23 protein-coding genes are annotated in these 26,049 nt (G+C 45.9%); 18 read left to right on the top strand and 5 right to left on the bottom strand.

The annotated features are described in order from the left end of the window. Positions 1 to 50: 50 nt before the first annotated feature. Entirely contained in the window at positions 51 to 395 is a 345-nt protein-coding gene (locus K8R76_11515; GenBank protein MCD4848802.1) for a DUF5320 domain-containing protein, read from the bottom strand. A 2-nt stretch (positions 396 to 397) separates the two neighbouring features. Further along, positions 398 to 817 (bottom strand): helix-turn-helix transcriptional regulator, encoded by a 420-nt coding sequence (locus K8R76_11510; protein MCD4848801.1) that lies wholly within the window; start codon positions 815 to 817, stop codon positions 398 to 400. Positions 818 to 911: 94 nt separating this feature from the next. On the opposite strand from K8R76_11510, the gene K8R76_11505 reads away from it, so the two are divergent. The 4 genes from K8R76_11505 (at position 912) to K8R76_11490 (ending at position 6,511) form a co-directional block, all read left to right on the top strand. Further along, positions 912 to 1,163, top strand: a complete 252-nt coding sequence (locus K8R76_11505) for a DMT family transporter (protein ID MCD4848800.1) — start codon at positions 912 to 914, stop codon at positions 1,161 to 1,163. 168 nt (positions 1,164 to 1,331) lie between these two features. Beyond that, entirely contained in the window at positions 1,332 to 4,064 is a 2,733-nt protein-coding gene (locus tag K8R76_11500; protein ID MCD4848799.1) for a PAS domain S-box protein, read from the top strand. Continuing rightward, positions 4,048 to 5,163 (top strand): flippase-like domain-containing protein, encoded by a 1,116-nt coding sequence (locus K8R76_11495; GenBank protein ID MCD4848798.1) that lies wholly within the window; start codon positions 4,048 to 4,050, stop codon positions 5,161 to 5,163. Before K8R76_11500 ends, K8R76_11495 begins: the two co-directional genes overlap by 17 nt. Before the next feature lies 1 nt (position 5,164). Then, a complete protein-coding gene (locus K8R76_11490; GenBank protein MCD4848797.1) occupies positions 5,165 to 6,511 on the top strand; it encodes a phosphomannomutase/phosphoglucomutase in 1,347 nt (448 codons plus the stop codon). A 25-nt stretch (positions 6,512 to 6,536) separates the two neighbouring features. Here the strand turns inward: K8R76_11490 and K8R76_11485 are convergent, their stop codons facing one another. After that, positions 6,537 to 8,144, bottom strand: coding sequence for a T9SS type A sorting domain-containing protein (locus K8R76_11485; GenBank protein MCD4848796.1), 1,608 nt, complete (start codon positions 8,142 to 8,144; stop codon positions 6,537 to 6,539). A 280-nt stretch (positions 8,145 to 8,424) separates the two neighbouring features. Between K8R76_11485 and K8R76_11480 the strand changes: the two genes are divergently transcribed. From K8R76_11480 to K8R76_11455, 6 genes are all read left to right on the top strand, one after another. Further along, on the top strand, positions 8,425 to 9,789 hold the full coding sequence (locus K8R76_11480; protein ID MCD4848795.1) for a TldD/PmbA family protein: 1,365 nt from the start codon (positions 8,425 to 8,427) through the stop codon (positions 9,787 to 9,789). A gap of 1 nt (position 9,790) precedes the next feature. Next, the gene (locus tag K8R76_11475) at positions 9,791 to 11,104 is read left to right on the top strand and encodes a TldD/PmbA family protein (protein MCD4848794.1); all 1,314 of its coding nucleotides are present in this window, start codon (positions 9,791 to 9,793) and stop codon (positions 11,102 to 11,104) included. Positions 11,105 to 11,234: 130 nt separating this feature from the next. After that, a complete protein-coding gene (locus K8R76_11470; protein ID MCD4848793.1) occupies positions 11,235 to 11,798 on the top strand; it encodes a nitroreductase family protein in 564 nt (187 codons plus the stop codon). 25 nt (positions 11,799 to 11,823) lie between these two features. Then, complete coding sequence (locus tag K8R76_11465; protein MCD4848792.1) at positions 11,824 to 13,077, top strand: aminopeptidase P N-terminal domain-containing protein; 1,254 nt, start codon at positions 11,824 to 11,826, stop codon at positions 13,075 to 13,077. Between the two features lie 31 nt (positions 13,078 to 13,108). Then, a complete protein-coding gene (locus K8R76_11460) occupies positions 13,109 to 13,561 on the top strand; it encodes a nucleoside deaminase (GenBank protein ID MCD4848791.1) in 453 nt (150 codons plus the stop codon). An 18-nt stretch (positions 13,562 to 13,579) separates the two neighbouring features. Further along, entirely contained in the window at positions 13,580 to 15,166 is a 1,587-nt protein-coding gene (locus tag K8R76_11455) for a metallophosphoesterase (protein MCD4848790.1), read from the top strand. Between the two features lie 120 nt (positions 15,167 to 15,286). Here K8R76_11455 and K8R76_11450 read toward each other — a convergent pair whose 3' ends face one another. Then, on the bottom strand, positions 15,287 to 18,265 hold the full coding sequence (locus tag K8R76_11450; protein ID MCD4848789.1) for a GNAT family N-acetyltransferase: 2,979 nt from the start codon (positions 18,263 to 18,265) through the stop codon (positions 15,287 to 15,289). Between the two features lie 102 nt (positions 18,266 to 18,367). After that, the gene (locus K8R76_11445; protein ID MCD4848788.1) at positions 18,368 to 19,408 is read right to left on the bottom strand and encodes a ribose-phosphate pyrophosphokinase; all 1,041 of its coding nucleotides are present in this window, start codon (positions 19,406 to 19,408) and stop codon (positions 18,368 to 18,370) included. A 224-nt stretch (positions 19,409 to 19,632) separates the two neighbouring features. Between K8R76_11445 and K8R76_11440 the strand changes: the two genes are divergently transcribed. The 8 genes from K8R76_11440 to K8R76_11405 are packed head-to-tail and all read left to right on the top strand — an operon-like array spanning position 19,633 to position 26,042. After that, positions 19,633 to 20,031: a cobalamin B12-binding domain-containing protein gene (locus K8R76_11440; protein MCD4848787.1), complete on the top strand. Its 399-nt coding sequence runs from the start codon at positions 19,633 to 19,635 to the stop codon at positions 20,029 to 20,031. Positions 20,032 to 20,038: 7 nt separating this feature from the next. Beyond that, positions 20,039 to 21,046, top strand: a complete 1,008-nt coding sequence (meaB, locus tag K8R76_11435; GenBank protein MCD4848786.1) for a methylmalonyl Co-A mutase-associated GTPase MeaB — start codon at positions 20,039 to 20,041, stop codon at positions 21,044 to 21,046. Beyond that, positions 21,027 to 21,449: a methylmalonyl-CoA epimerase gene (gene mce, locus K8R76_11430; protein MCD4848785.1), complete on the top strand. Its 423-nt coding sequence runs from the start codon at positions 21,027 to 21,029 to the stop codon at positions 21,447 to 21,449. Before meaB ends, mce begins: the two co-directional genes overlap by 20 nt. 2 nt (positions 21,450 to 21,451) lie before the next feature. Then, positions 21,452 to 23,002, top strand: coding sequence for an acyl-CoA carboxylase subunit beta (locus K8R76_11425; GenBank protein MCD4848784.1), 1,551 nt, complete (start codon positions 21,452 to 21,454; stop codon positions 23,000 to 23,002). Beyond that, positions 22,999 to 23,418 (top strand): OadG family protein, encoded by a 420-nt coding sequence (locus K8R76_11420; GenBank protein MCD4848783.1) that lies wholly within the window; start codon positions 22,999 to 23,001, stop codon positions 23,416 to 23,418. The genes K8R76_11425 and K8R76_11420 overlap by 4 nt, the downstream gene beginning before the upstream one ends. After that, positions 23,411 to 23,851, top strand: a complete 441-nt coding sequence (locus K8R76_11415; protein ID MCD4848782.1) for a biotin/lipoyl-binding protein — start codon at positions 23,411 to 23,413, stop codon at positions 23,849 to 23,851. The genes K8R76_11420 and K8R76_11415 overlap by 8 nt, the downstream gene beginning before the upstream one ends. Before the next feature lie 27 nt (positions 23,852 to 23,878). Then, the gene (locus K8R76_11410) at positions 23,879 to 25,063 is read left to right on the top strand and encodes a sodium ion-translocating decarboxylase subunit beta (protein ID MCD4848781.1); all 1,185 of its coding nucleotides are present in this window, start codon (positions 23,879 to 23,881) and stop codon (positions 25,061 to 25,063) included. 13 nt (positions 25,064 to 25,076) lie between these two features. Continuing rightward, positions 25,077 to 26,042 carry a GDP-mannose 4,6-dehydratase gene (locus K8R76_11405; GenBank protein MCD4848780.1) on the top strand — a complete coding sequence of 322 codons (966 nt, stop codon included), beginning with the start codon at positions 25,077 to 25,079 and terminating at the stop codon, positions 26,040 to 26,042. Positions 26,043 to 26,049 lie beyond the last annotated feature (7 nt).

The raw sequence follows: 26,049 nt of genomic DNA, 5'->3' as shown, positions 1-26,049 counted from the left end.
TCTTTGAGTCAAGATCCTTCCCAAGTGAACTGACTATTACTTTCATCTAATTATTTTCCCTTTCTTCGTTCTATCAACTGCTTGACGCGGCTGGCAATATACTCAAGCGTATCCGCGACATTCTGTACCTGTATCTTCAGGGAATCCGTTTCAACGAATTCAGGATCCCGGGGAGGATCGTACTGCGGATATCTACGCCAGAGCGGCAGACCCGTTTCATAGAAACGATTTCTATAACCTCTTCCACCTCCCCGACCATATCTGATAAACCCTCTTCCCGCTCCCCTACCGGGTGCCGAATCATATCCGCCTGCCGGAAAACCAGCACACCTTCCCATAGCTCTCCCTGTCAATGGCCCCTCTCCACGAGGTCCAGATCCATCTCCTGCTGGCATGATTACTCCTTTCTCTTTTCTGCTTGTCCATCGCTTGCATGATGGACTTTCATATGATTGTGATATTCATGAAAGAAACTGTGCAGAATTCTGTCAGTATCCTCAAGATCCATAACCCATGTATTAAGGTAGAAATGACCTTCTTCTGTAAGAGTGTAGACTCTTCTGGCAGGACCCGAGTCACCCTCGGACCACTTTGATGTAACGAACCCTCTCTCCTCGAAACTTCTGAGAATTCGGTAAATAGTACTGGAATCAGCCGGATTTCCGCCGAAGCCAAAGCGATCAAGGTTTTCAAGAAGCTCGTAACCGTGCGATTCTCCGGCATGAAGCAGTAGAAGAAGGCATGGTTCTAGAAACCTTCTGATTCTCCGTCTGCATCCATCCTGAGCTCCATATCCCCTTCGACCTCTTCGCAACATACTGTTCCTTTCATCTATGTGCATATAGCATCTAGATGATAATAACATATAATTTTATGTCAAGTCCTTTTCTGAATTATACAGTTGATTCAGAATACACTTCTATCATTATACCCGTACCCGTGTAGGAATAGCATATACTCTACAGATTGTTGCTCATAAGAGAACTCACCCCTCTCATGCTGCAATAGTAATGAGTCTGAAGACGGTATTCGTTCTCATTGGCGGTCGGCTTATGCTCGGAGAAACCGTAACTCCACAGGGAATATTCAGTTGTCTGTTGATGTTCACAGCCATTATCCTGTCAGGCATTGAAAATTCAAGAGACAGAGAGATCCCCATATGACGGAGAAGCCTGTTACCAATATATTTAACCTGTTCAAAAATAGTACATTATTACTAATTGGTTGTACTATTAAAACCATTAGATTCACTCGCAGGTGAACTTCTCTGGAACCAGGAGTAATACAATACTGTTATCAGCTGAGACGACTGGAAGAAACCTGGTGAAAAAATGAAGCAAAAAGAAGATAACGATCAGATACTGAAACACCTTGAATCTGTTACAGCAAGGATGTCAAAGCTTGAAGAAGAATTGAATTCACGAAAAAAAGTTCTCGAGACAATTCTTGATCTCATTGATAGTCTTATTGTTATAATCGATGAAGATGGAATTATCCAGTTCGTAAATATGCAGTTTGAAAAAATTGTTGGATTCAGCACAAATGAATTGGTCGGTAAAGTAAACTGGTCCCGATTTGTTGCAGAAGAGGATATCGAACGTGCAAGAGGATATTTCTTGAACAGAGCAACGGGATCCGGTGATTCTCCATCAACATACAGCCTTCATGTTATCCTTCCAGGGAAAGAATCTCGACTGATGCAGGCAAATGTCGCGTTCATTCCAGGAACTGATGATAGAATAGTAGTGCTGAAAGATCTCTCTGAAGTGATTCAGGCACAAAGTAAGGCAGCAGAAAGCGAAGAAAGATATCGCGCTGCAATTGAGAACACGAGAGATGGAATTCTTATCTGCAGTAAAGACAGAATTCTTTTCACAAATACAAGTTTCTGCAATATGATCGGAAAGACCCGCGAATATATCTATTCCGTCAATCCTGTTACGCTGTTTCATCAGGATGACAGAAGTAAGCTGCTCTCAATAATCAGCGCAGAGGGGAAAGCTTTAAAGAAAGCTCTTATTCTTGAGGCCAGAGTATGTAAGAACCAGGGATATTTTCAGGGAGAACTGTCCGTGGCCGGAATCAAGTACCGTAACAGTCATGCGGTGTTCATTTCGATCAGAGAACTTCCGGATCGAAAAAAGATTGAGAAGGAGCTGCAAAAAAAACAGGGGTTCCTGGAAGCACTGATAGAGAATTCACCGATTGGTATTTCTGTTCACGACAGAAATGGAACACTTCTGATTGCAAATGAATCCTGGAGAAGAATCTGGAAGAAGACAAAGGAAGACCAGCTGAAAAAAATGATTCCAAGATCTGAACTCAGAATGGATGAAAAAGACTCCTATCTCGGGGACTATATCAGGGCGGTAGAGGAAATATATCGCAAAGGTGGAGAGCTCTACATACCGCAGCTCAGGCTTCTTAATCCTTACCTTGAAGGAACTGAATGGATATCTCACCACTTCTATGCGCTCAAGGATGAAGATGGAGATGTTGATAAAGTCATTACACTGACGGTAGATCTCACCGAATCGTTTAAAACAAGAGAAGAACTCGAAGTAACACGAGACAAATATAGAGAGCTTTCCAGAAATATTCCGGTTGCCATTTACCGATCCACATCGGAGCCAGGTGGACGCATTCTCTCCGCTAACCCTGAGATGTTCAACATGTTCAGGATCGCGAATGTTGAGGATCTCGGAAACATCTGTGTTCAGGAACTTTATGTTGACGCTGACAGAAGACGGGACTTAATAGAAAAGATACATCGTGAAAAAGTGATTGAGAATTTCGAAGCGGAACTGAAGAGAATGGATGGAACCACGTTTCTTGCTTCCATTTCAGCAAAAGGAATAGTAGGAAGCAGTGGAGAGATCGAGTACAATGAAGGTATAATCAGAGACATCACGAATCAGCGCAGAGTAGAGGAAGACCAGCAGAAAGTTGAGAATCTGGAATCAATAGGAACCCTGGCCGGTGGTATTGCGCACGATTTCAACAATCTCCTGATGAGCATTCAGGGAAACATCTCGCTTGCCATATCCGGAACTGATGAAAAAGAAAGCCGCAATCGGCTGCTTATGGCGGAAGCAGCTACAGATGCTGCTGCTGACCTGGCTAGACAGCTTCTTACATTCTCAAGAGGCGGAGTTCCCGTTAAGAAGAAAGTTGATCTGAAGGATATCGTTCGCACGGCAGCGCAGTTTGCGTTAAGAGGGTCCAGCATATTGGCGGAATTCGACATTAACGACGATCTTGATTTTGTTGAAGTTGATATTGAACAGATATCTCAAGTTATCAAGAACATAGTTCTGAATTCAGTTCAAGCCATGCCGGATGGTGGAATAATCAAGATAACCTGCAGAAATATGGAGATTCTAGAAGATGATAATAATCTGAAGAAAGGCAGTTATGTTCTTACTTCAATAAAGGATTTTGGAGAAGGAATTTCCTCCGAGAATCTTGCAAAAATCTTCAATCCATATTTCACAACAAAACCAGGCGGCACAGGACTGGGTCTTTCTATGTGCTATTCCATTATTTCCCAACACTCAGGCACTATCCGGGTATCCTCCGAACAGGGAGAGGGAACTGAAATTGCAGTATATCTGCCGATTGCAACTGGTGTTTTCGTTGAAGAAGCTTTAACTGAAGACCTTGAGAATCATGAACCGGTTGATGGCTCGATGTATGTTCTGGTTATGGATGATGATCCGGGTATAAGAGATGTTCTGACTGGTATGCTTGAGATTCTCGGACACAGAGTTGCAGAATGTAACAACGGTGCAGATGCAATATCTCTTTATAAAAAAGAAATGTCTTCTGGGAAACCATTCGACATTGTGATTATGGACCTAACTATACCCGGAGGGATGGGCGGGGAAGAAGCTATCAAATATCTCAGGGAAATAGATCCTGAAATAAAAGCTATAGTATCCAGTGGATACTCGAACAATCCTGTAATATCTAACTTCTCCGATTATGGTTTTTCCGGAAGACTCGCAAAACCATTTAAAGTATCAACACTGAAACGAGAGATTCACGCTGTCCTCAGTAAATGAAAGCAGGCAGAAACCGTTATTCGACCTGGAGGATACAAGCAGGATATTCAACAGGAAGACAATTAGAAAAGGTATTATCCTTTTTCTCTTCATCTCAGTAGCAGCACTAGCCTTCATTTATCTTTACTCGAATACAGAAAATTCTTTTGAAGCTCTTTCAAACCTGCAACCTGTTTATCTTCTTTTGATAATACCCCTTTCCTTTCTTGACCTCTGGCTCGGGGGGCTGAGGATTCATGTTTTCACCCGTAAGCTGAAACCGGGTACAAGCACAAGGCTTAGCTTCAGGGCAAATCTTGCCAATATCTTCATGGGTGCGGTTACTCCGTCACAGACGGGCGGTGGTCCAGCACAGCTTTTCATTCTGTATAATGGGGGGATATCTGTTGCAAGGGGAATGTCAATTGGTGTTATTAATTTTCTATCGACGATAGTTTTCTTTATTATTGCCTCGGGCGGAGCACTTCTTTTTCTTGGAGGAAGTTTTTCATCGAATGTTGTGAATCATTTGATAATAGCGGGTTTCGTGGTATTCTGTCTTCAGTTCATAGTTGTCCTGACCGCATTGCTGAAACCGTCGATCTTTGAAAGGTTCTTCCATTTTCTGACAGGCTTCTTCAGCAGGATACCCAGAATCGCAAAAAGGACAGAGGCTCTGCGAGAATGGTTCGGTCGATTCGTAGAACAGTATGGAGATGCCTGCAAATTCTTTTTTAACAAGGAATTGATGGTTGTCTTACAAAGTTTCGTACTCACAGGAGTGCTGTACCTGAATAAGTTTACACTTGCATACTTCATTATGAGGGGTATAGGCGGAACAGGAGGATATATGGATGTGATCGCAATACATATGATCATTTTCTTTATCTCCTACTTTGCCCCGAGTCCGGGTGCCAGTGGAGTAGCGGAACTGACAACCGCTGCATTGATGAGTTCTGTTATATCAAGGAATCTGCTTCCTATATTTACGCTTCTGCAGAGATTTTTCCTGCTCTATATCCCAGTGATCCTGGGAGTGTTTACGGTGCTGGGTGCGGTTCGCAGGACAGAAAATGTAAAAACCGCCGGAGACAGCACAGATGATCCAGGAGAGGTTTGAATTGAGAGTATTCAAAGCATACGATATCAGGGGAGTATACGGTAGAGATTTCGACGGATCGACAGTTTACAGGATAGGATATTTCCTTCCCGGACTACTTTCAGCAGAGGAAATTCTGGTCGGTTACGATTGCAGGGAATCAACACCCGAGGTATTTCAGAATCTCATCAAGGGCATCACAGATGCAGGAGCCCTTGTCTTCAACATGGGACTCGCAACAACTCCAATGGTCTACTTCGCGACAGCTAAACATGGATTTAAAGCCTCGGTTCAGATTACCGCCTCGCATAATCCCGGAGAGTACAATGGTTTGAAAATTTCCCGCGGGGGAGCTCTTCCCGTCGGATACGATTCGGGTCTTAGAGAACTGGAAGCAATGGTTGAAAATGAAATAGTAGAACCGTCTGAACTCAAAGGTGAAGTATTTGAACTAGCGAATATCAAGGTTGAATATCTATCGTTTCTGAGAAAATTCAGCGGAGATTATTCAGATCTGAATTTCGGAATTGACTGCTCAAACGGAATGGCTTCAATACTTGTTCGTGATCTTTTCGGATCCACCCCTTCAGTAATTTACGATATTCTGGATGGCACTTTTCCAAACCACCCTCCAAATCCTCTGGATGAAAGGAACACCAGTGATCTGAAAGACCTGGTAATAGAAAACGAACTGGATATAGGAATTATTTTTGATGGTGACGCGGACAGAGTCATGTTTGTTGATGACAGAGGGAGATTTGTTCGTCCTGATCTGATCACTGCTGTTATCGGACTCCATTATCTTCTTGAACGGAAGGGATACGTTCTGTGTGATATTAGAACTTCCCGTGGTGTCATCGAATACATTGAAAAACTTGGAGGCCGATCTTTCATGTGGAAAGTCGGTCATTCTCATGCCAAGATGAAGATGAGGGAACTGAACGCTATTTATGGAGGAGAACTGGCAGGTCATTACTATTTCAGCGAATTCTTCAACTGTGATTCCGGTATGATTGCAGCGCTTATTGTTCTGAATATTGCGGTACAGTTAAAAATGAATGGAATAACATTCTCCTCTCTGATCGATTCAATTTCGACTTACGCGAACTCCGGAGAAGTCAACTTCAGGATTGATGATAAAGAGGCTGCAATGGAGATTCTGAAGGACTACTTCACTTCAAAAGAGAAACCGGAAGCAATTTATGACTTCGATGGATATAGAATTGAATTTCCTGACTGGTGGTTCAGTATAAGACCTTCCAATACCGAACCGTATCTGCGCCTTGTCGCTGAAGCGGTTGACGAGAATCTCCTGGAATCGAAGTTGAACAAAATCAGACAACTGCTGGGAACCGTGGGACCCTGCTAATAGTGTCCCACGGTTTCCTGTGATTTTATCTGATAAGCATTACCTGCCTGGTTACAGAACCGGCTTCTGTCCATATACGTACGAAGTAAACCCCGGAAGCTGCGGGGTTCTCATTGGTGTCTCTGCCCTGCCATATGACCGTATATTCTCCGGCCATGAATTCCTGTCCGGCAATGGTCTTAATCTGTCTTCCGGAGAGGTCGTAAACAGAGATCTCCGCAAATCCAGCAGAAGCAAGATTGAAAGGTATAACAACCTGTGCGGAGAAGGGATTGGGATATAAAGGATCTAACGAAAGAACAGAGGGAACATCATCCTCTCCCTCAATACCAACTGAAAGATTGCTCAGAGCCTTTATGCAGAAATTTGCAGTGGTATCCACTGTTGTAAGGTCTGTCCAGGATGCGCCGCTAAGATAGAAACTCTCACCCGGACTTGCAGATGATTCTACAATGGTTCTGTAACTTGCTCCGAGCAGTACAGGAACATCTGAAGTACAGCCGAAGGGCTGGCCTCCATCCAGAAGTTCCAGGTAGACATAGAAATCGCATCCTGTATCAATATTTACCGAAGTTGAAAGTTCAATGGTATGGAAACCGGTATATGAAGCTGTACCGCTTTCACTAGTTAGTTCATCAAGGAGTTCTCCTCCAGAGAAAGTATTGAAGATCTTCACTGTATAATCAACGTTATCCACAGCAGTGAAAAAACTGACACCTTCCACCGTTTCATAATTATCAGCCACGAAAGCGTTAAATGCCTCAGTTGCTGTCAGAAGAGTATCTCTCCATCCGTGGTAGTCGTGGTAGTAAATATTCGAATATTCAAGAGGCTCTACATCGCGAAGAGAAATAGCACCCATCGTGGGATTCTGGCAGCAGTGCTTGTCGTAAAAGGATATCCAGAAGTATCCGCTATTCCCCCAGCCGGTGCCCCAGCTGTTCTTGCAGAGCCAGGCGCCTGGCTGCGGAGCCTGTGTTGCCTTCGCGTCATCCCAGCCTATGATCGAAATGGCATGGTTAGGATCAAGTGTGCTGGATGGCGGCTGATAGTGAATATAGCCTGACATGAAGCTGCCATCGTAACACATGCATGTTCCTATGACACCGTGGTCCATAATGACCTGCTTGATTTCATTGATATTCTCAAGATTTGCTCCCGCAGTGTACCATGCAATAGTCCTTGGATAGTAGTAATGATAACTTGGTTGGTATCTATCGGGAGCAGTATCAAAGGACTGACCATCAATGTTTCTTACGGCTCCCTCACCCCTGGTGAGATATGCTGAAGTCACAAGGTAGTCACCTCCCTGATGCACCTCAAGTCCGCCCCCTGTGGGAGGGTCTGTATCATCATTGTTGAACTGGTTGAAACCGTTCCACCAGTCAAGATGGTATTCAGCAAGATCAGGCTCACCGGTCTCTCCCGATGCTGCCCAGACACCCGTCATTAACAGATTTCCCTCAATGGCTGACATTGCTCCGAAGGTCCAGCATGTGCCACCCTGCTGGCTTTTTACAGAAGTTACATAGTTCTCGCCAAAGACATTGCGCAAGTCAAAACTAGAAGGCGGATCAGCGGTTGAAAAGGAAACGAAACATAAAAGCAGAAAAATCACTATCAGGTTTTTCATAAATGAACCTCCAAAGAAAAAAATCTATTAAAAGTACGTCATTCTACTGTAACATGAATTTGGCAGGACAGTTCCAGTTATAATGCCTGTATATCTTGAACAGGTCAAGTTTGAAGCTGGTTGTATATTCTGAATCGCTCGCGCAGAAAAAAAAAGACTTATATATATTATACATTGCTGATTAGAAATCTGAATGCAAAGAATTTTCCGAAAAAATAGCTGACCAGGAAAATTTTCATTCAACTGTTATTAATCCTGTTCAATCTGGAAGGAGCATTTCATGCTCGAAAAACTCAGAAATATGATCAAAGGAGTTAAAGCGGATTTCGTTGATATCCGGTACGAGATCAAAAGGCACACCCTCATAGGTTTCACCGGCAGGGAAATCAGGCAGATCGGCTCCAACAACACTGATGGGTATGTCGTAAGAGTATTGAAAGGTGGAGGATTCTCAACCGCCACGGTAACAAAGGAGGAAGATGTCAGCCGGGCGCTGGAACTCGCTGTTGAAGGGGCTGAGACAATAGTTGAGACAGGAGGCAGGAAATCTTCGCTGGAACAGGTGCCGGTTGTACGGGACAGAGTCAAGATTAATCTGAATGGAGATCCCAGAGAGATCCCCATTGATGAGAAACTAGTTCTGACCAGCATGTACAATGATCTTATGCTGGAGCAGCCTTCTATTGAAACAACTAATATTTCGTACAGTGAAATCGGCAGGGAGAAGTATTACGTCAACTCGGAGGGATCTGCTGTTTCGGAAGAGATACTGACAACAAATATCGCAGGTGAGGTTATTGCAAAGCGTGACAGCCTGCTTCAGAACATAAGAATCTCGATTGGCGGAGCTGACGGATATAATCGTCTTCTTGGCAGAAATGAAGATTTTGTCAAAAGGGCGCGGATAGCAGGAAAGCTGCTTGATGCAGAACCGGTTAAAGGCGGCACATACAATGTGATACTCAGCCCTCTTCTAACCGGCGTATTTACTCATGAGGCTTTTGGCCATTTCAGTGAGGCGGATATCATTGAAGATAATCCCTCTCTCAGAAAGAAGATGTCTCTTGGGGAAAGGCTAGGTACGGAACAAGTTACAATAATTGCGGATTCAACAATCCCGAATCAGATCGGTTACTACAAATACGACGATGAAGGTGTCGAAGTGAAACCGGTCACCCTTATGGACAGGGGTGTACTGACCGGAAGACTTCACTCCCGTCGTACCGCAAAAGCTTACGGAGAACCGGTAACAGGTCATTCGGTAGCCGAAGATATGCGGTTTGAACCCATAATCAGAATGGGGACCATCTATATTGAGCCCGGAGAGAAAAGCTTTGACAACCTGCTCGAAGAACTCGATGAAGGACTCTATCTCGTTGATGGTAAAGGCGGTCAGACAAGTGGAGAGAATTTCACATTTGGAGCACAGTACGGTTTCATCGTGAAAAATGGAAAACTCGGTCCGATGATTCGTGATATTAATATCATGGGCAACCTGTTCACCACACTGCAGAATATTGTAGCTGTCGGAAATGACCTGACGCTTTCGGAAAGGGGAGGCTGCGGAAAAGGGCAGCTGAATATCAAATCTGCTCTTGGAGGGCCTCATGTCCTCATTCGTGATATGGTAGTAGGGGGTGTATGACATGAAAAAACTTCTGGAAACAGCATCAAGAGTGTCGGATCAGGCAGAGGTATACAGTATACGCACTGATTCCAGCGGTCTCGAGATGAGAAACGGTACTCCGACGGATCTGTCCGCATCAATTCAATCGGGATATGCGATCAGGCTGCTGAAGGATGGCAGAATAGGAACAGCTTACACGAAGAATCTTCTTGACAGAGAAGAACTTGTTGAGAATGCCCTTGGTTCGCTCAAAGGAAATGTTAAGGCTGGATTCTCTTTTCCCTCCCCCTCGAATATTCCCAGCCCTGTGGTTCCCGATGGATCTATTGCTGAGATGGGTTTTCATGATCTTCATTCGCTATCGGAGAGAGTGCTTGATCATCTTAAAGGAAAGATTGAGGGACAGATTGATGTTCGAACAGGGCGAGGTATCACTGATACCGCGATTGTCAATACGAGCGGACTCGATGTCTCAAGCAGAACTTCATTTATGTACACGTTCACTTCACTGCTTTTTCCGAACACGGAGACCTCAGTTCAGAAGATCTTCCTGAGCAGGAAGACAGCTGATTTTCCGACGGGGGAACTTGATAAACTGGTGAATATGTATCTGGCAGGCTTGCCTGAAGTTGAGATACCCACCGGCAGAATGAAGGTCATGTTCATGTCTGACGCGATGTATACACTTATCTGGAGATTATCAGCAGCTTCGTCTGGAAAGTCTTTTTACAACAAAATATCACCTCTTCAGAATAAGCTGGGCGAGCAGATCGTTTCAGAAAAGTTTACGCTATACGGTGACCCGACCGACCCGGAAGACGTTTCCCAGCAGTATTTCGATGATGAAGGCGTGCCAACCAGGAAACACACAATAATAGATAGAGGGGTTTTCAAAGATATCATTCTCAATCTTGATTACGCTGAAAAATTGAACGAGAAACCTGCAGGAAATGGATTCAGAAGCGGAATGTGGGGAGGCGAGACAATCGCGATACTTCCGGCTCCTTCACTTCAATGCAGTAGATTATCGCCGGGGAAAACCTCTTTTGAAGAGATGATCGCAAGTATCGACAGAGGAGTCATCATTCACGGAGTTCTTGGCGCCCATTCAGGCAACATTCTTAATGGTGATTTTTCTGTTGGACTCAACCCCGGATTTTACGTTGAAAATGGCGAGATCAGGGGAAGGGTCAAGGATGGAATGGTAGCGGGCAATGTCTACGAGATACTGAAGAATATCGAGCATGTCGAGAATACCATTCATGATTCCATAACGGGAGGTAAATATCCGGCAATACTGATTGATAACGTCAGTGTTGCCGCGAAGGATTAGCACAATTGGGGGCCGGGGCTAACATTTAAACATTTTATCTTCGGCCTGCGGGGACAGGCACTCTATGGTGCGTGTCCCCGCATAAAAATGTTTAAATGTTAGCCCCGGCCCCCATCTTCGGGAGGATTAAATGCGTTTTTCGGAACTTGCGCTGGAAACCAGGTCATTTCGACGATTCAAACAGAATGTCAGACTTTCAAGAGAAAACGTCTTCAATTTTGTCGATTCAGCCAGACTCGCTCCCAATGCGGCCAATCTTCAGGTGTTGCGATTCAGTGTTGTAACGTCAGAAAATAATTGCGAAAAGATTTTTCCGGCACTTAAGTGGGCCGGTTATCTTGAGGATTGGACAGGCCCGGAAGAGGGAGAGAAACCGGCAGCATATATAGTGATTCATGCTCCAAACGAGGAGAAGCCCTATACAGGAATGGATGTAGGAATTGCAGCGGCCTATATAGTTCTCTCTGCGCGAGAAGCGGGTTATGGTTCATGTATCATAATGAGTTTTGAATGCAAAACTGTTGCAGAAGCAGTAGATACTCCCGAAAATTACAGACCTCAGCTTGTGATAGCCCTTGGCGTTTCCGGGGAAGAAGTTATTCTGGAGACTGTACTTGAGAATATAAAATACTGGAGAGATGAACTTGGCAGACACCATGTTCCAAAACGGAAACTGTCAGATATATTAACGTAACAGTAACATATATTGGAGGATCAGAATGTTCAGTTCGGAGATATACTCGGATCGCAGACAACGACTGATAAAGGAAATGCCTGATGAGTTCGCCTTGATCCTCCCCCCTTCCGGATCAAAACCTTCCAGTGCGGATGGGCACTATCCCTACACACCGAATCTGAATCTTGTCTATCTGACAGGTATAACACAGCCAAGAACCTGGCTTGTCATACACAGGAGAAAGAACATGGAAGTCAGGGAAGACCTGTTCATTGACGCCTACGACGAAACTTACGCAAAATGGATTGGATCTGTTCTGACAAAGGAAGAAGCTCAGGAAAGAAGTGGAATAGAGAACATCTCATTCAATACAGGCGTGAAGAAGTGGATAGACCGAATCATACAGCGCTGGGGTATAGAGAATGTTCTTGTTGATTATCCGATTGCCGGTGTTACGGGTGAAAAAGGCAGCAGGTTAAGGTTTGCAGATGAACTGCTTGCAGCATACCCGCATCTTAATTTTGGCAGGCTGTCCAAAGCCGTCTTTCGCATGAGAATGATCAAGGACTCCGTTGAGCTGGATCTGATGCGGCAGGCAATAGAGCTCTCGCGAAAGGGTTTTATACGCGCTATCAAAGCTCTGAAACCGGGGATGCTCGAGTATGAATTCGAAGCAGAGCTGCTGTACGAATTCATGCGAAACGGGGAGAAAACACCCGCGTTTCCAGCGATAATTGCCGGTGGAAGCCGCGCAACCTGCCTTCATTATGAAGATAATGACAAACCTCTTGAGGATGGAACTTTGCTTCTCCTTGATTTCGGAGCCAGGAAACAGCTGTACAATGCGGACATTTCAAGAACCGTTCCTGTGAATGGCAAGTACACAGACAGGCAGCGAGAACATATTTTGATGGTCATAGAGGTTCAGGAGGAAGCAATACGGCTGCTTCGACCAGGGAAGCTGCATTCGAAGTGGAACTCTGAAGTTGAAGAATTTTACGCCGGGATTCTGATGAAAAAAGGTTTCATTGAAACGAAAGAGGACATTAAGACTTTTTACTACCACCCTGTCGGGCACCATCTGGGGCTGGATACACATGATGAAAACGTTATCAGCGATGAGCTTAAGGCGGGCATGGTACTCACAGTGGAACCAGGATTTTACTCGGAAGAAGAAGGTATCGGCATAAGAATAGAAGACGATGTTCTTATTGGAGAAAATGGAAACACAGTGCTTTCAGAGAGCATTCCGAAGTATCCTGATGAGATCGAAGCGATTATGGCTGGAGGAAATTGATATAGAATATATCCTTGATGAACTTAAATGGATGGAACTGGCACTCGAACAGGCAGAAGAGGCATTCAAGGAGGGAGAAGTTCCTGTAGGCGCAGTACTCGTGGAATCTTCCGGAAGGATTTTTACTGATCGGAATCGAACAAGAGAAACAGGTCTTCCAGCTTCTCATGCAGAGCATCTTGTGATAACAGCTGCTGCTTCCGCAAGGGGAGACTGGAGACTCGATGATTGCAGTCTGTACTCCACCCTTGAACCCTGTCTTATGTGCGCGGGACTCGCTGTGATCTCTCGCATACCGAGAATTATCTATGGTGCCTGGGATAAAAGGTTTGGAGCGTTTGGATCTGTCACGAATATCCTTGAGATGCCGAACCTTAATCACTATCCTGATGTTAAGGGCGGATGCCTTGCGGACAGGTCATCTCAGCTTCTGAAAGAGTTCTTCCGCCAGGGTCGCAACAATCAGGGGCCTCCATCTGCCTGAAAACGAAAGAAGGGAATAGTGACATTAATACTGATTCTTCTGGCTTCTTTTCCGGTGAGGGTAGCTGTTTTTGGAGACAGAACTGGTTCTCCCGATGATAACGAATTTGAAATAGCCATCGATGCTATCGTGGAGATGTCTCCGGACATAGTGCTTTCAGTTGGTGATTTCGTTGAAGGAAACGGAGATGTTGCGACCGCATGTGAGGACTGGGACAGTATCCTTCCCGTTCTGGAAAGACTTACCTCCCGTTTTCCATTTGTGTTCACTCCCGGAAACAATGACATCTGGAACGATCAGACAGAGAATTACTGGAAGGAATACACCGGCACCGAACCCTCCCGGATCGAAGAAATATCCGGAATTACATTTGTCATATGGGACACATCAAGAGATGACTGCCTGTCGATGGATGATCTGGATCTTATAGAAAGTTTTATAGAGGAGATTGACAAGGACAAACCATGGATACTTGTAACTCACAAACCTTTCTGGTTCATGTCTTATGAGGATCCGGATGTGGTGAGTGATTTCAAGAAGCTCATGACGGAATCAGGGCCGCTGGCAGTAGTGGGTGGACATATACATCGCTTTGCCGCCGATCGCGAGGATGGCGTTCTCTACATATCAGCAGGACCTTCCGGCAGCGCTGTGCCGGAACCTGACCCGGAGCATGGTAATTTCACTCAGTTCGGCTGGATGACAATCTGGCCTGATTCTGTAGCCTATGCCATAGTTGATGCAAGAGGGGTTTACTCTGAGAGTATCAATACCGGTGAAGAAATGAGTCTGTTCTACCTCTACAGGAATGAAATGATTGCAGGACGACAACTGGAGATGGAAATGGAATCCACAGTTCTCACATTACGTCCGGTAGAAGACCGAACAAGAACCATTCGATTGAGCGTAAATTCGGGGAACTGGAACCTGCATCCTGACACTCTTGAGATAGAACTAATGGAAGATCCTGTTGAGCTCCATTTCACTCAATCCCCCGAAGGCAGTCCATACCCCTCACCGGTTATAACAATCGAAATGGAGTATGGTTCGCGAAACAGGGAAATGTCATTTGAGTATTTCTGGCCTGTTCTTCGCAGGGCAAATGCGTTTGTTATGGAACCCGTTCTTGATGGAAGAGTATCTATAGGTGAATACAGAGGGGTTTTTCAAAAGGATTTCGCCAACCCGGAGGGGCAACCATCAGATCTTCCCGGAACGGGATTCAGAGCGGCAACTGATGAAAAGAATCTGTTTCTCTGCATGGAAATGCAGGGGAGTTCATCCATAAGCGATGATTACGCAGGATTTATTTTCAGTTCCGGTGAGACCTTCTACTGGCTCAAGGTCTGGCGTGACGGTACAACAGAAGCTCTTATCATTCCCCCTGAGGGAGAGTGGGAGGATTGGGAAGAGGGCTATTCCATTGTAGTCATGACAGACGATACCTACTGGTGTATAGAAGCTGCCTTTAACATACCGCTGCTTGATCCCGAAGATGATTTCGTGTTTATGCATCTGTACAGAGTAATTGACGATGACTACGCGACATGGATCTATCCAATAGAGTTCGATGCTTCAACAATGGGCAGAATCTGGCTCGAATAGAGTAGGGGACATGCAGGCTCTGCTGCGTGTCCCCCATAAACCTGGCTCTGCTGCGTGTCCCCCATAAGCTTGGCTCTGGTGCATATCCCAGTGAGATAATTTGATGGAAATGTTTAAATGTTAGGCCCGGCCCCCATGTTTTCTGAAGATTTTCGAGAGCCTGTCATCATCTTCACATGAGCCGAACAGCCAGAGCATCTCCACGATGTTCTTTTTATCATGTGTTGAAAAAACGGAAAGATGACAACCATGTTCAGCGTAGTCTTCAGAGAAGAAAATACCCTTTTCAAGAGAATATGCCTCGACAAAACCCTTTCCGGGCGTCTCGACCCTGGCCCAGTCACCGACAAAAGACCACGATCCCGCATGCTTTCTTCCCTGCCTGAGGAGCGGTTCGGTTTGAGATGAGAACACAGCATTCTCATGTTCTCCTCCAGGGGAGAGGAAACCGCGGACATCGAATTCACCTCCTAAATAAGTTTCGTGAAGAGCCTCGGGACAGAAACTGGTTCGGATAACAGGAATACCGGGGAACATTGAGACTCGCCAGGTCAGATTCAATGAGCCGTATTTCTTATGGTCTATCTTCCACCTGAGTTCCCAGCCTTTCTCCGCCAGACCGTTTGTTTCAAGCTCGAATCTGCTCCATTCAGGCTTTAGCGTGTCGAGTCTGAAGGGTTTCTCTCCAGAAGTATTTACCCTGGGTATTATTCCCCCGAACCATGGCTTCTCCCAGGCGAAGTCCGAAGGTCCCGGATGAGAGGACATTAGAAACTCCACATCGTCCAGTTTCAGGCTGAATACATGACCGAACTCTGCCGGGTCTATCAGAGCCTTTATCCTCGCATTCTGAAGAACAAGGATCTTGTCTTCCTCGATAAGTTCTGTGGATTCAACGGTTTCGGGTAGCATTAGAACCGGATATACGGTCTTTCTTTCCGCCATCACAAGGTCGATCTCACTGAAACCGGAGCCGGACATCGCAGCGGAGATGGAAGTTTCTTTGGATACAGATCCTTCAGAGAGCACTTCACCATCGAGAATAATGGCGGCTTTACGCTTTCCAAGAAGGCGGTGAGAAAGCTTTACTTCTGCTCCATTCCGCATGACAGGAGTAATATTATGGTTGAGAAAACCGAATTGCTTCTCTGTTTCTCCCAGTTCCCAGCCAAGGGATGTAGCTCTCCTGAAAAGACAGTCGAAATTGCCGTCAGAGAAGAGCAGCTTCAATACTGGTGATTCAGCATATTCGCCGGGTTTGATAAGTATTTCCTCAGTTTCGGGTCGATCATACCGAAGACTGGACCAGTCAGGGAAGTAAGCTATCAATGATCTGTCGGGGCCGGACAAAGCCAGCCATGGTGCACCGAGTTCGTCTACTATTTTTGGGAGATCTTCGGTCCAGTCAGGGATCTGGTTGTATATCCTGTTGCCGGTGTAGACACCTTCCTTCAGAGGGATAGCGTCGGTTCCGGGCGTAAATGATTGACCCCCGCCCCATACAGCTGAAAACCTGATTTTCTGTACTGAATCCGATCCATTCCGAACAATACTGCTAGCCCTGATGAAACCTGCCGGATCAAGTGAAAAACTGCATTCATGAACCATTCCTGGTCTGGCAGACCAGGCAGTGCCTGCATTGATAACATTCCCGTCGAGTTTGAAATTGTACAGCTGATGAGGTAAGTCAGAATTCCAGTAAGGCGGACCGGCGTAAAGTCTGAGCCCTCCGAGTCTGGATGGTTTATCGTCCATACCGTGCCCCCAGACGGACGTCCATGCTCCGGTGCTGGCAACCTCAATAGAAATATCCCTGCCGATAATCACTGCTGATTTCCTTGTGATTCTCGATTCAGGAATGCCTGTAAAGGGTCCGGATACAAGGATGAGTTTTTCCTCGGCTCCGCATTGATCGAACAACTTGAACCTGAGCGCCAGTTCGTGAATTCCATTCGACAATTCCGGGAGAGGAATTCTGATCCGTTGAAAGACGGATTCATCAAGTCCGAATTTCTGTTCCTGAAGCTTTTCACCGTTCAATGAAGTAAGCACAGTCACGGAATCGGCGTCAGCAAGTTTCTTGAGGTCGAGCTCGAGCACACTCTGTCCCTGCCGTATCCTCCTGACAGGAGGCGAAAGCAGCGATACAGGCTCTTCAGCTCTTATCCCGAGCCCTAATTCCACAGGAATTCTCCCTGGAATCAGTGCTGATACTCTGGGAGATCTATCCCTCTCAGGTACAGGAACCTCTACCGGTTCATGAACGATTTTAAAGCCCGAAGTCGCTTCATCCAGCGTGACCGATGATGGAGCTGAAAGATATTCATGAGATTTCATATCAATTCTATCGGGCAGTGAATCCCCTGCAAGGTTTATGCTGACTTCTCTGCCGAAGAAAATCTTCCCCACTTCACGCTCGATGGAAGCAGTCACGCCGGGGGCATTTATCGCGCAAAGTATTCTTCCCCTTCTGTCGAACACAGCCTCAAAGGATCTATCTTTGATCGCAAATCGATATTTGAACACTTCCCTGCCCGAATCGGTTTTCTGTTCATCCGGTTCAACTGTCAGTTCCCGCTCGAAAATGTCGTACCATGATTCACCATCCAGGAATTCTTTAAATTCCGGCCTTCCTATCAGAAAAGGCATGTAGTTCTGCATGTAAACCATAGTATCAGGGACCCAGAAGAAGCCTGTCTTTTTGTAAAGAGGCATAGCCTTGAGATTTGCAGGCCATGTATGAAGGTCAATTCTGTAAAAGCCCTTTAATGCGGTTCTTTCCACAGCGTCCAGAAGAAGTCGTTTGCCAATCTTCTTTCCGTGCAGATCCGGAACTACATTTACAAGAGCCACATATGCGGCGTCCGGCTCACCTCCGTACGGTGTTGTGCGGCAGAAACCCACCACACGGTCTCCGTCCAGAGCCAGTACAGTAAAGAGCTTGCCGGATGATTGCTCTTCCATCTCAACGCTTTCAGCAGTGAACTCGGAAGCGCCCAGAAAACCGGGAGGCCAACCCTCCCGACTCTCAGACCACATGGTTGCCACACCCTTTGCGTGGTGCTTCTCATAAATTTTGAGAATTATATTTCTTTTCATAACAGTTCTCTTTCAGAAAAACAGTGAATGTTTAGCTATGTAATTAGATATCCGGCTAGTAACCTTACCGCACTCGCATTATTGTTGACGTGTTCCGAATCCTTATTTTCCGAGGAAGAGTGAACTCAGGCTTCGGCCTTCATGTATTCGCTTGATGGCCTCAGCAAAGACTCTGGCAACGGAGAGAGTCTCGATCTTCTTCAGAGGGCCGGTCACAACTTTCTCGGCAGCATCGGTGTCAAATTCAACTGTATCTGTTACGAAGAGTTTTGTAAGGCAGCTGTTCTCTATTCGCTTTACGGAATTCCCTGAAAGAATACCGTGGGTGACAAATGCATATACATCCTCCGCCCCGCGTTCAGTCACTATATCGGCGCACATGACAAGGCTTTTTCCTGAAAGCGTTTCATCATCGTTTATAATGACTGTTCTGCCGGTGAGATCATCAACTCCCTCAACAGTTCTTACATGTGGTGTTTCGCTATCATCAATCCTCATCTTCTTGACGTATCCTGTTACTATATCAGGAGTACCGCCCTTTTCTCTAATTGATCTCGCCGTGTGCATCGCAAGAAAATCGTTGTTCATGATACTTCCGGAATCAGGAGCAACAAAAGCCAGTTTCTCTGTGCCAAATGACAATATCTTCTCCATAAATACATCATCTGCATGAAGCTGGTCCACCGGGATATTGCTGAATCCCTGACTCTGAGGGCAGTGAAGGGTCATGGTTAGCACCCTGTCAGCCTGAACGGATTCAAGCAGGTCGAATAACATCTTCGCGGATATAGGTATCCTCGGTTTATCTTTTTTATCGCTTCTTGCGTAAGGAAAGTAGGGAGTAACAGCAGTTATCCTGCCGGCACTGTCTTTCAGTGCATAGATCATCTGGAGCAGTTCGATGATATCACCCGATATTTTGCCGAAAGACCGATCCCGGTCCTGAAAGATCGACCTTTCACCGGACTGGATGATGAAAACATCCTTTTCCCGAACGGATTCACCTGTGAAATTAACCATAAGATTACCATTGGAGAACTGGATGAATTCAACAGGCTCGGGATCAAGTCCCAGTATTTCACAGATCCTGTTTCCAAGGGTCTGGCTTGATCTACCGCAGCAGATAGCTATGTTTCCGAACATTCAAACCCCTCCATTCAAAGATAATAGAGAGCTACAAATAGATACAATCTCTCATCAACAGCATCATGCGGCAGGTTATAATTCAACCTCCAGGTCGGGATTATGCACAGGAAATAGAGATGCTTATATTATGCGGGTTGAGAAAGCTTTAGGGAAGTGCTCAGTTGAAGTTTTCTGATATTGAATATTCAGGATTGCATTAATACTAAATGCCGGAGGCGATTATGGATCGCAGAATACGTATACTGATAGGAAAACCGGGTCTTGATGGACATGACAGAGGTGCCAAATACATAGCGAGAGCTCTGCGCGATGCAGGCATGGAAGTTATCTACACCGGAATTCGGCAGACACCGGAAGCAATAGCTAACGCGGCCATCCAGGAGGATGTCGATTTCATCGGTTTGTCTCTGCTGTCCGGTGCTCACAACTATCTGTTCCCTGAAGTAGCCAGGCTTCTTGAAGAAAAGGGTGCTGCTGATATCATCCTTTTTGGAGGAGGAGTTATTCCGGAGGAGGATATTCCTGCTCTGAAGAAGGCTGGATTCAAGGCTATCTTCACTCCGGGAACTGCCGCGACTGAAGTTATCGAATTTATTCAGAACGAATTTCAGTCAGGATAATCCCGCAATGGCGCAAATCCGTTATGATGCAAATTCGCTTCCAGCGGAAATCGAAGGTTTTATTACAGACGTGAGGGAAAGCAGAACCAGAGGTCTGGCGCGAGTTCTCTCTATGGTGGAAAACGGGCACCCATCCAGTTCCATGATACTCCACTCTCTTTACAATCCGGACAGGCAGGGAAAAACCATCGGAGTAACCGGTCCTCCAGGAGCGGGAAAGAGTACTCTTGTGAACCTGCTCATTGAATACTGGAGAAAGCTCAACCGGAATGTTGGAGTTATAGCCGTTGATCCGTCGTCACCTTTTTCCGGCGGTGCGCTGCTGGGGGATAGAGTGCGGATGCAGAAACATGCTTCAGATCCGGGAGTATTTATCAGGAGTATGGGTAGCAGGGGACACCTTGGGGGTCTTTCCGGGGCAACACGGGACGCTCTTGAAGTGATGACTGCTGCTTCCTATGACCCTGTACTGGTGGAGACGGTTGGGGTAGGACAGGCGGAAGTGGAAGTTGCCTCTCTCGCGGATATTACTCTGCTTGTGCTTGTGCCCGGTTTTGGTGATGAAGTCCAGACCATGAAAGCCGGTATTATGGAAATCGCTGATGTAATCGTTCTGAACAAGGCGGACAGACCCGGTATAGAACAGCTTGAAACAGCTGTTAATGCCAGCCTTGAATTTATGGATGATCAAACCAAACGACCTCCTGTTATCAAGTGTTCCGCACAGACGGGGGAAGGAATCGATTATCTTGCCAGCACCGTAGACAGTCTGCTTTCGTCTGAAGTCGCAGGCCGGGATAATGCGAAACGGCGAACAACCCTCATTCTGAATGGGATTATCAGGGAAAGAGGATCTGAACTTGCGAAAAAGCTTATTTCGGGCGAATATGGCAGCATTAATAAAGCGATTGAATCAGTACTCTCTGGAAAAACAACACCTTACATGATAGGGGAGATGTTCAGCGGATTCCTTGAGGGGATACAGGAGAAGGATAATGGCAGTAAGCAGGATTGATCATATCGGAATTGCTGTTGAGAGTCTTGAAAAGATGATTCCGTTCTACAGAGATGTTCTCGAACTGGAATTACTTTGTGTTGAAGAAGTTCCTACGCAAAAAGTGCGGGTAGCGATGTTTGCGATAGGCGATTCCCGGATAGAACTTCTCGAACCTACATCGCCTGAAAGCCCTATTGCAAAGGCGATCGAGAAGAGAGGGCAGGGAGTTCATCACATCGCATATGCGGTTGACAGTACTGCGGCTGAAATAGAATCATTCATCGAAAAAGGAATCAGAATGATTGATGCGGCTCCCAGGGATGGAGCCGGAGGTTCGAAAATAGCATTTGTACATCCTTCCGACAGCGGAAAAGTACTCACAGAATTATGCGAACATGCACAAGCGGAAGAGGAAAACTGATAATGAGTTCTCTTGAGAAAGCGGACAAACTCCGCGCTCTTCGCGAACAAGCCTTTGAAGGCGGCGGTGAGAAAAGGATAGAGAAGCAGCATGCTCAGGGAAAGATGACTGCAAGAGAAAGAATCGATCTGTTGCTTGACCATGACAGTTTTGAGGAATTTGACATGCTTGTTACACATCGGTCCACAGCTTTCGGACTGGACAAGAAAAAGATTCCAGGAGACGGAGTGGTTACCGGTTACGGAACCATCGACGGCAGACAGGTTTATGTTTTTTCCCATGACTTCACGGTTTTTGGAGGAAGTCTTTCAGAAACTTTCGCCGAGAAGATTCTTAAAATAATGGATATGGCCGCTATGAATGGCGCTCCACTGATAGGATTGAACGATTCAGGAGGAGCCCGCATCCAGGAAGGTATTGAAAGCCTTGCCGGTTACGGGAAGATATTTCTGAAGAATGTTCTCTATTCCGGAGTTATACCTCAGATATCCGCTATACTTGGCCCCTGCGCAGGAGGAGCTGTATACAGTCCTGCTATTACGGATTTCACCATTATGGTGAAGGGCATAAGCTACATGTTTGTAACCGGTCCCAACGTTGTGAAGACAGTAACTGGAGAAAATGTTACAAAGGAACAACTTGGGGGACCATCAATACACAGCAAGCGCAGCGGGGTCTGCAGTCTTGCATGTGAGGATGAGGAAGAAGCTCTTCTTCTTATTCGAAAGCTGATCAGTTACCTGCCTCAGAACAACATGGAAGATCCTATCAGAGTGATATGCACTGATCCTGTTGACAGGCAGGAGATGTGGCTGGACGAATACATTCCAGCCAGCCCGAATAAGCCATATGAGATGCGAACACTGATTGAAGCCGTTACAGATAACGGAGAATTCTTTGAAATACAGAGAATGTTTGCTCCGAATATCATTATAGGATTCGCAAGGATGAACGGTCACTCTGTTGGTATAATAGCGAATCAGCCTTCCTACCTTGCAGGGGTTCTCGATAACGACGCCTCCATCAAAGCTGCACGATTTGTAAGATTCTGTGACGCGTTCAATATACCGCTGCTGACTTTTGTGGATGTGCCCGGTTTCATGCCTGGTACTGCACAGGAATACGGCGGGATAATCAGAAACGGCGCAAAACTTCTCTTCGCTTATGCGGAAGCAACAGTACCAAAAATCACGCTTATTACCAGGAAGGCATACGGAGGAGCATACGATGTCATGAGTTCCAAGCATATCCGCGCGGATATCAATTATGCCTGGCCAACGGCGGAAATTGCTGTAATGGGTCCTGACGGAGCTGTTGAGATCATCTTCCATCATGACATAAAAGAGGCGGATGATCCTGTTCAAAGGAAGAAAGAACTGGTTGACCAATACAGGTCCAAGTTCGCCAATCCATACGATGCTGCTTCTAGAGGTTACATTGATGATGTGATAATGCCTTCTAACACAAGATTCCGACTGATCAAAGCTCTGGAAATGCTTGCTGGCAAAAGGCAGACCCTGCCACCGAAAAAGCATGGGAATATCCCGTTATGATAATTACAGCAACGATAATACAGATTATAGTACAGGCTCAATCGAACTCAGAAAATATTCATGGAGGGTTTGGAATTGCCCTTGTAGGCATGATTACGGTGTTTTCCGGACTTGTCTGCCTGTCCTTTTTTCTACCTGCTCTGGAGAAGTGGGTCAGAGATGGTTTTGGATTAAGAAAGAATACAGGAAAGTCAGAGAATTCCGTAGGAAAAAATATCAGGCGCCTTTCCCCTCATGAGGTTACCGCGGTATCCGCGGCGATTCATGCTCACTTCTGTTTCCTTGATCAGATTGAGAATATGAAACTTACATGGGAGACTCACGAAAAGCCTTACTCTCCCTGGAGATTGGCTGGAAAAGCAGAACAGCTCCAGAAAACCGAATCGGTGTGGAACAGGAGCCGAGAAAATGCGTGAATACAAGGTAACAATTGACGGAACAACGTATTCAGTAGACATCGGCAGAATTGTCGATGATAAAGTTGATATTGTTCTTGATGGAAAAACTTATCAGGTCAGCGTAGAAACCCCGATGCGAAGAGTATCCCAAACACCTGTCATCAGGAGAAGACATGAAGTCATGAATGCTGCTGAAGTTCCGGACAGAACCTCAGCACCCGGATCAGTTCTGTCCGGGGGAGATGTCATAGCGCCATTGCCGGGATTGATACTGAAAATTCATGTCAAAGAAGGAGATAATGTTTCCGAAGGGCAGCCTGTTGCCATCATGGAAGCCATGAAAATGGAGAATGAGATTGAATCTCCCATAACAGGGACTGTACAGGAAATAGTTGTCTCTGAAGGGGATACTATTCTGGAAAACGCCATCATAATGAAAATCGAGAGCTGACGAATGTCATTTTCTTCGAGTCTGGTCATGTGGATTACAGGATGTCTTCAGGGTAACGGACAGCGACTGGATCTGCTTTCATATCTCGATGATACAGGTTTTGGAAGAGCGGAGATAGGGAACATCGTGATGATAGCTATAGGTCTGGTGATGATCTATCTGGCTATCAAGAAAGACTACGAGCCGCTCCTGCTGGTTCCCATTGGATTCGGAATCATCGCGGGTAACATTCCCTACAATCCTGAACTCATGCCAATCGGGTATCAGGATGTTCTTGGAGGCCAGCACTCGGTATTCAGTCTTTTCTATCTGGGCGTGAAAAGCGGTCTCTTTCCTCCATTGATCTTTCTGGGAATCGGCGCGATGACTGATTTCAGCGCCCTTCTTTCCAATCCTAAACTGCTCCTCCTTGGAGCGGCTGCGCAGATAGGAATATTCATAACTCTGCTCGGGTCTCTCCTGCTTGGCTTTAATCTGCAGGAGGCGGCATCGATTGGAATAATCGGAGGAGCAGACGGCCCGACCGCGATTTTCGTCGCGAGTCAGATGTCGCCCACTTTACTCGGAGCAATAGCAATTGCCGCGTATTCCTATATGGGGCTGGTGCCTGTAATACAACCCCCCATAATGCGCTTGCTGACAACTGATGAAGAACGCAGGCGTAAAATGAAACCGGTAAGACATGTTTCAAAGACGGAAAAAATGCTGTTCCCGATAATAGCTTTCCTGATAACTTCTTTTATCGCGCCGGGTGCTATTACTCTTCTGGGAATGCTGTTCTTCGGGAATCTGTTAAAAGAGAGCGGAGTCACAGACAGACTTGCGAAAAGCGCTCAGGGTTCACTTAACAACATTGTAGTCATTCTACTGGGGTTTGCCGTCGGAACCAGCACACAGGCGATGTACTTCCTTACATTCGATTCTTTGAAGATATTTGTACTTGGTGCTGTCAGTTTCGCTATCGCGACTGCAGGAGGCGTGCTGTTTGCGAAGTTCATGAACCTTTTCCTGAGAGGTGACAATAAGATCAACCCCCTTATAGGTGCGGCTGGAGTGTCCGCTGTTCCGGATTCCGCAAGGGTTGTCGAGATAGAGGGTCGGAAGTATGACCCTAAAAACCATCTTCTGATGCATGCAATGGCACCAAACGTTGCCGGAGTTATCGGAAGCGCGATAGCTGCCGGTGTGCTTCTCAGCATTGTGCCGCATTAAGAGAGGAACAAGTATGCCAGGACCTCGAAGATACGATTACCTTGTAACAGGTGGAGCCGGATTCATAGGATCACATCTTTGTGAGTTCCTGTTGTCGAAGGGAAACAGTGTTCTGGTTCTGGACGACCTGTCAACAGGAAGCCTTTCAAATCTTGATGAATGCTCAGACAATTCATCATTCAGATTCGTTATCGGGTCTGTTCTTGATGAATCTCTCACCCGCGGAATGGTACACCAGTGCAATAAAGTCATACATCTGGCAGCCGCTGTAGGTGTGGAAAACATCATACAAAGGCCGGTTGAGACAATAGAAACAAATGTAAAGGGCACAGAGAATATCTTATTGGCCGCAAGTGGAGACATTACGCCAGTTTTCATCGCGTCCACTTCCGAAGTGTATGGGAAGAGTGAAAGCATACCTTTTCGTGAAGATGGGGATATAGTCCTCGGCGCAACCAGCAGAAGCCGGTGGAGCTACGCCTGTTCAAAAGCGATAGATGAATTCCTTGCCCTGGCCTACTGGAAGGACAAGGGGCTTCCCGTGATCATCGGAAGGCTTTTCAATACGGTTGGTCCCAGGCAGTCCGGAAGGTATGGAATGGTACTTCCGAGATTTATTGAGCAGGCTCTTTCCGGGAAGCCTATTACAGTTTTTGGTGATGGAGAACAGACTAGAAGCTTCAGCCTGGTTTATGAAGTTGTCGATGCGATAGTCGCCCTTGTTGAAAATCCTGAGGCTATCGGTAAAGTGATCAATATTGGTTCAACGCAGGAGATATCGATTGGTGATCTTGCGAAAAAAGTAAGGGAAGTATCAGGCTCAAATTCGGAGATCAGGTTTATCTCATACGAGGAAGCATATCCTGATGACTTTGAAGACATGAGGAGAAGAGCACCGGATGTTAACCTCCTGAAGTCTTTAACAGGATCTTATCCAAAGGCAGACATAGAAGCAATCATCAGAAACATCCTTAAATAGTGACAGG

This window comes from Candidatus Aegiribacteria sp., from assembly GCA_021108435.1.
Classification (GTDB): domain Bacteria; phylum Fermentibacterota; class Fermentibacteria; order Fermentibacterales; family JCC-6; genus Aegiribacteria.
The sequence above is the reverse complement of the archived record's forward strand: the minus strand, read 5'-3'. Positions and strand labels throughout refer to the sequence as shown.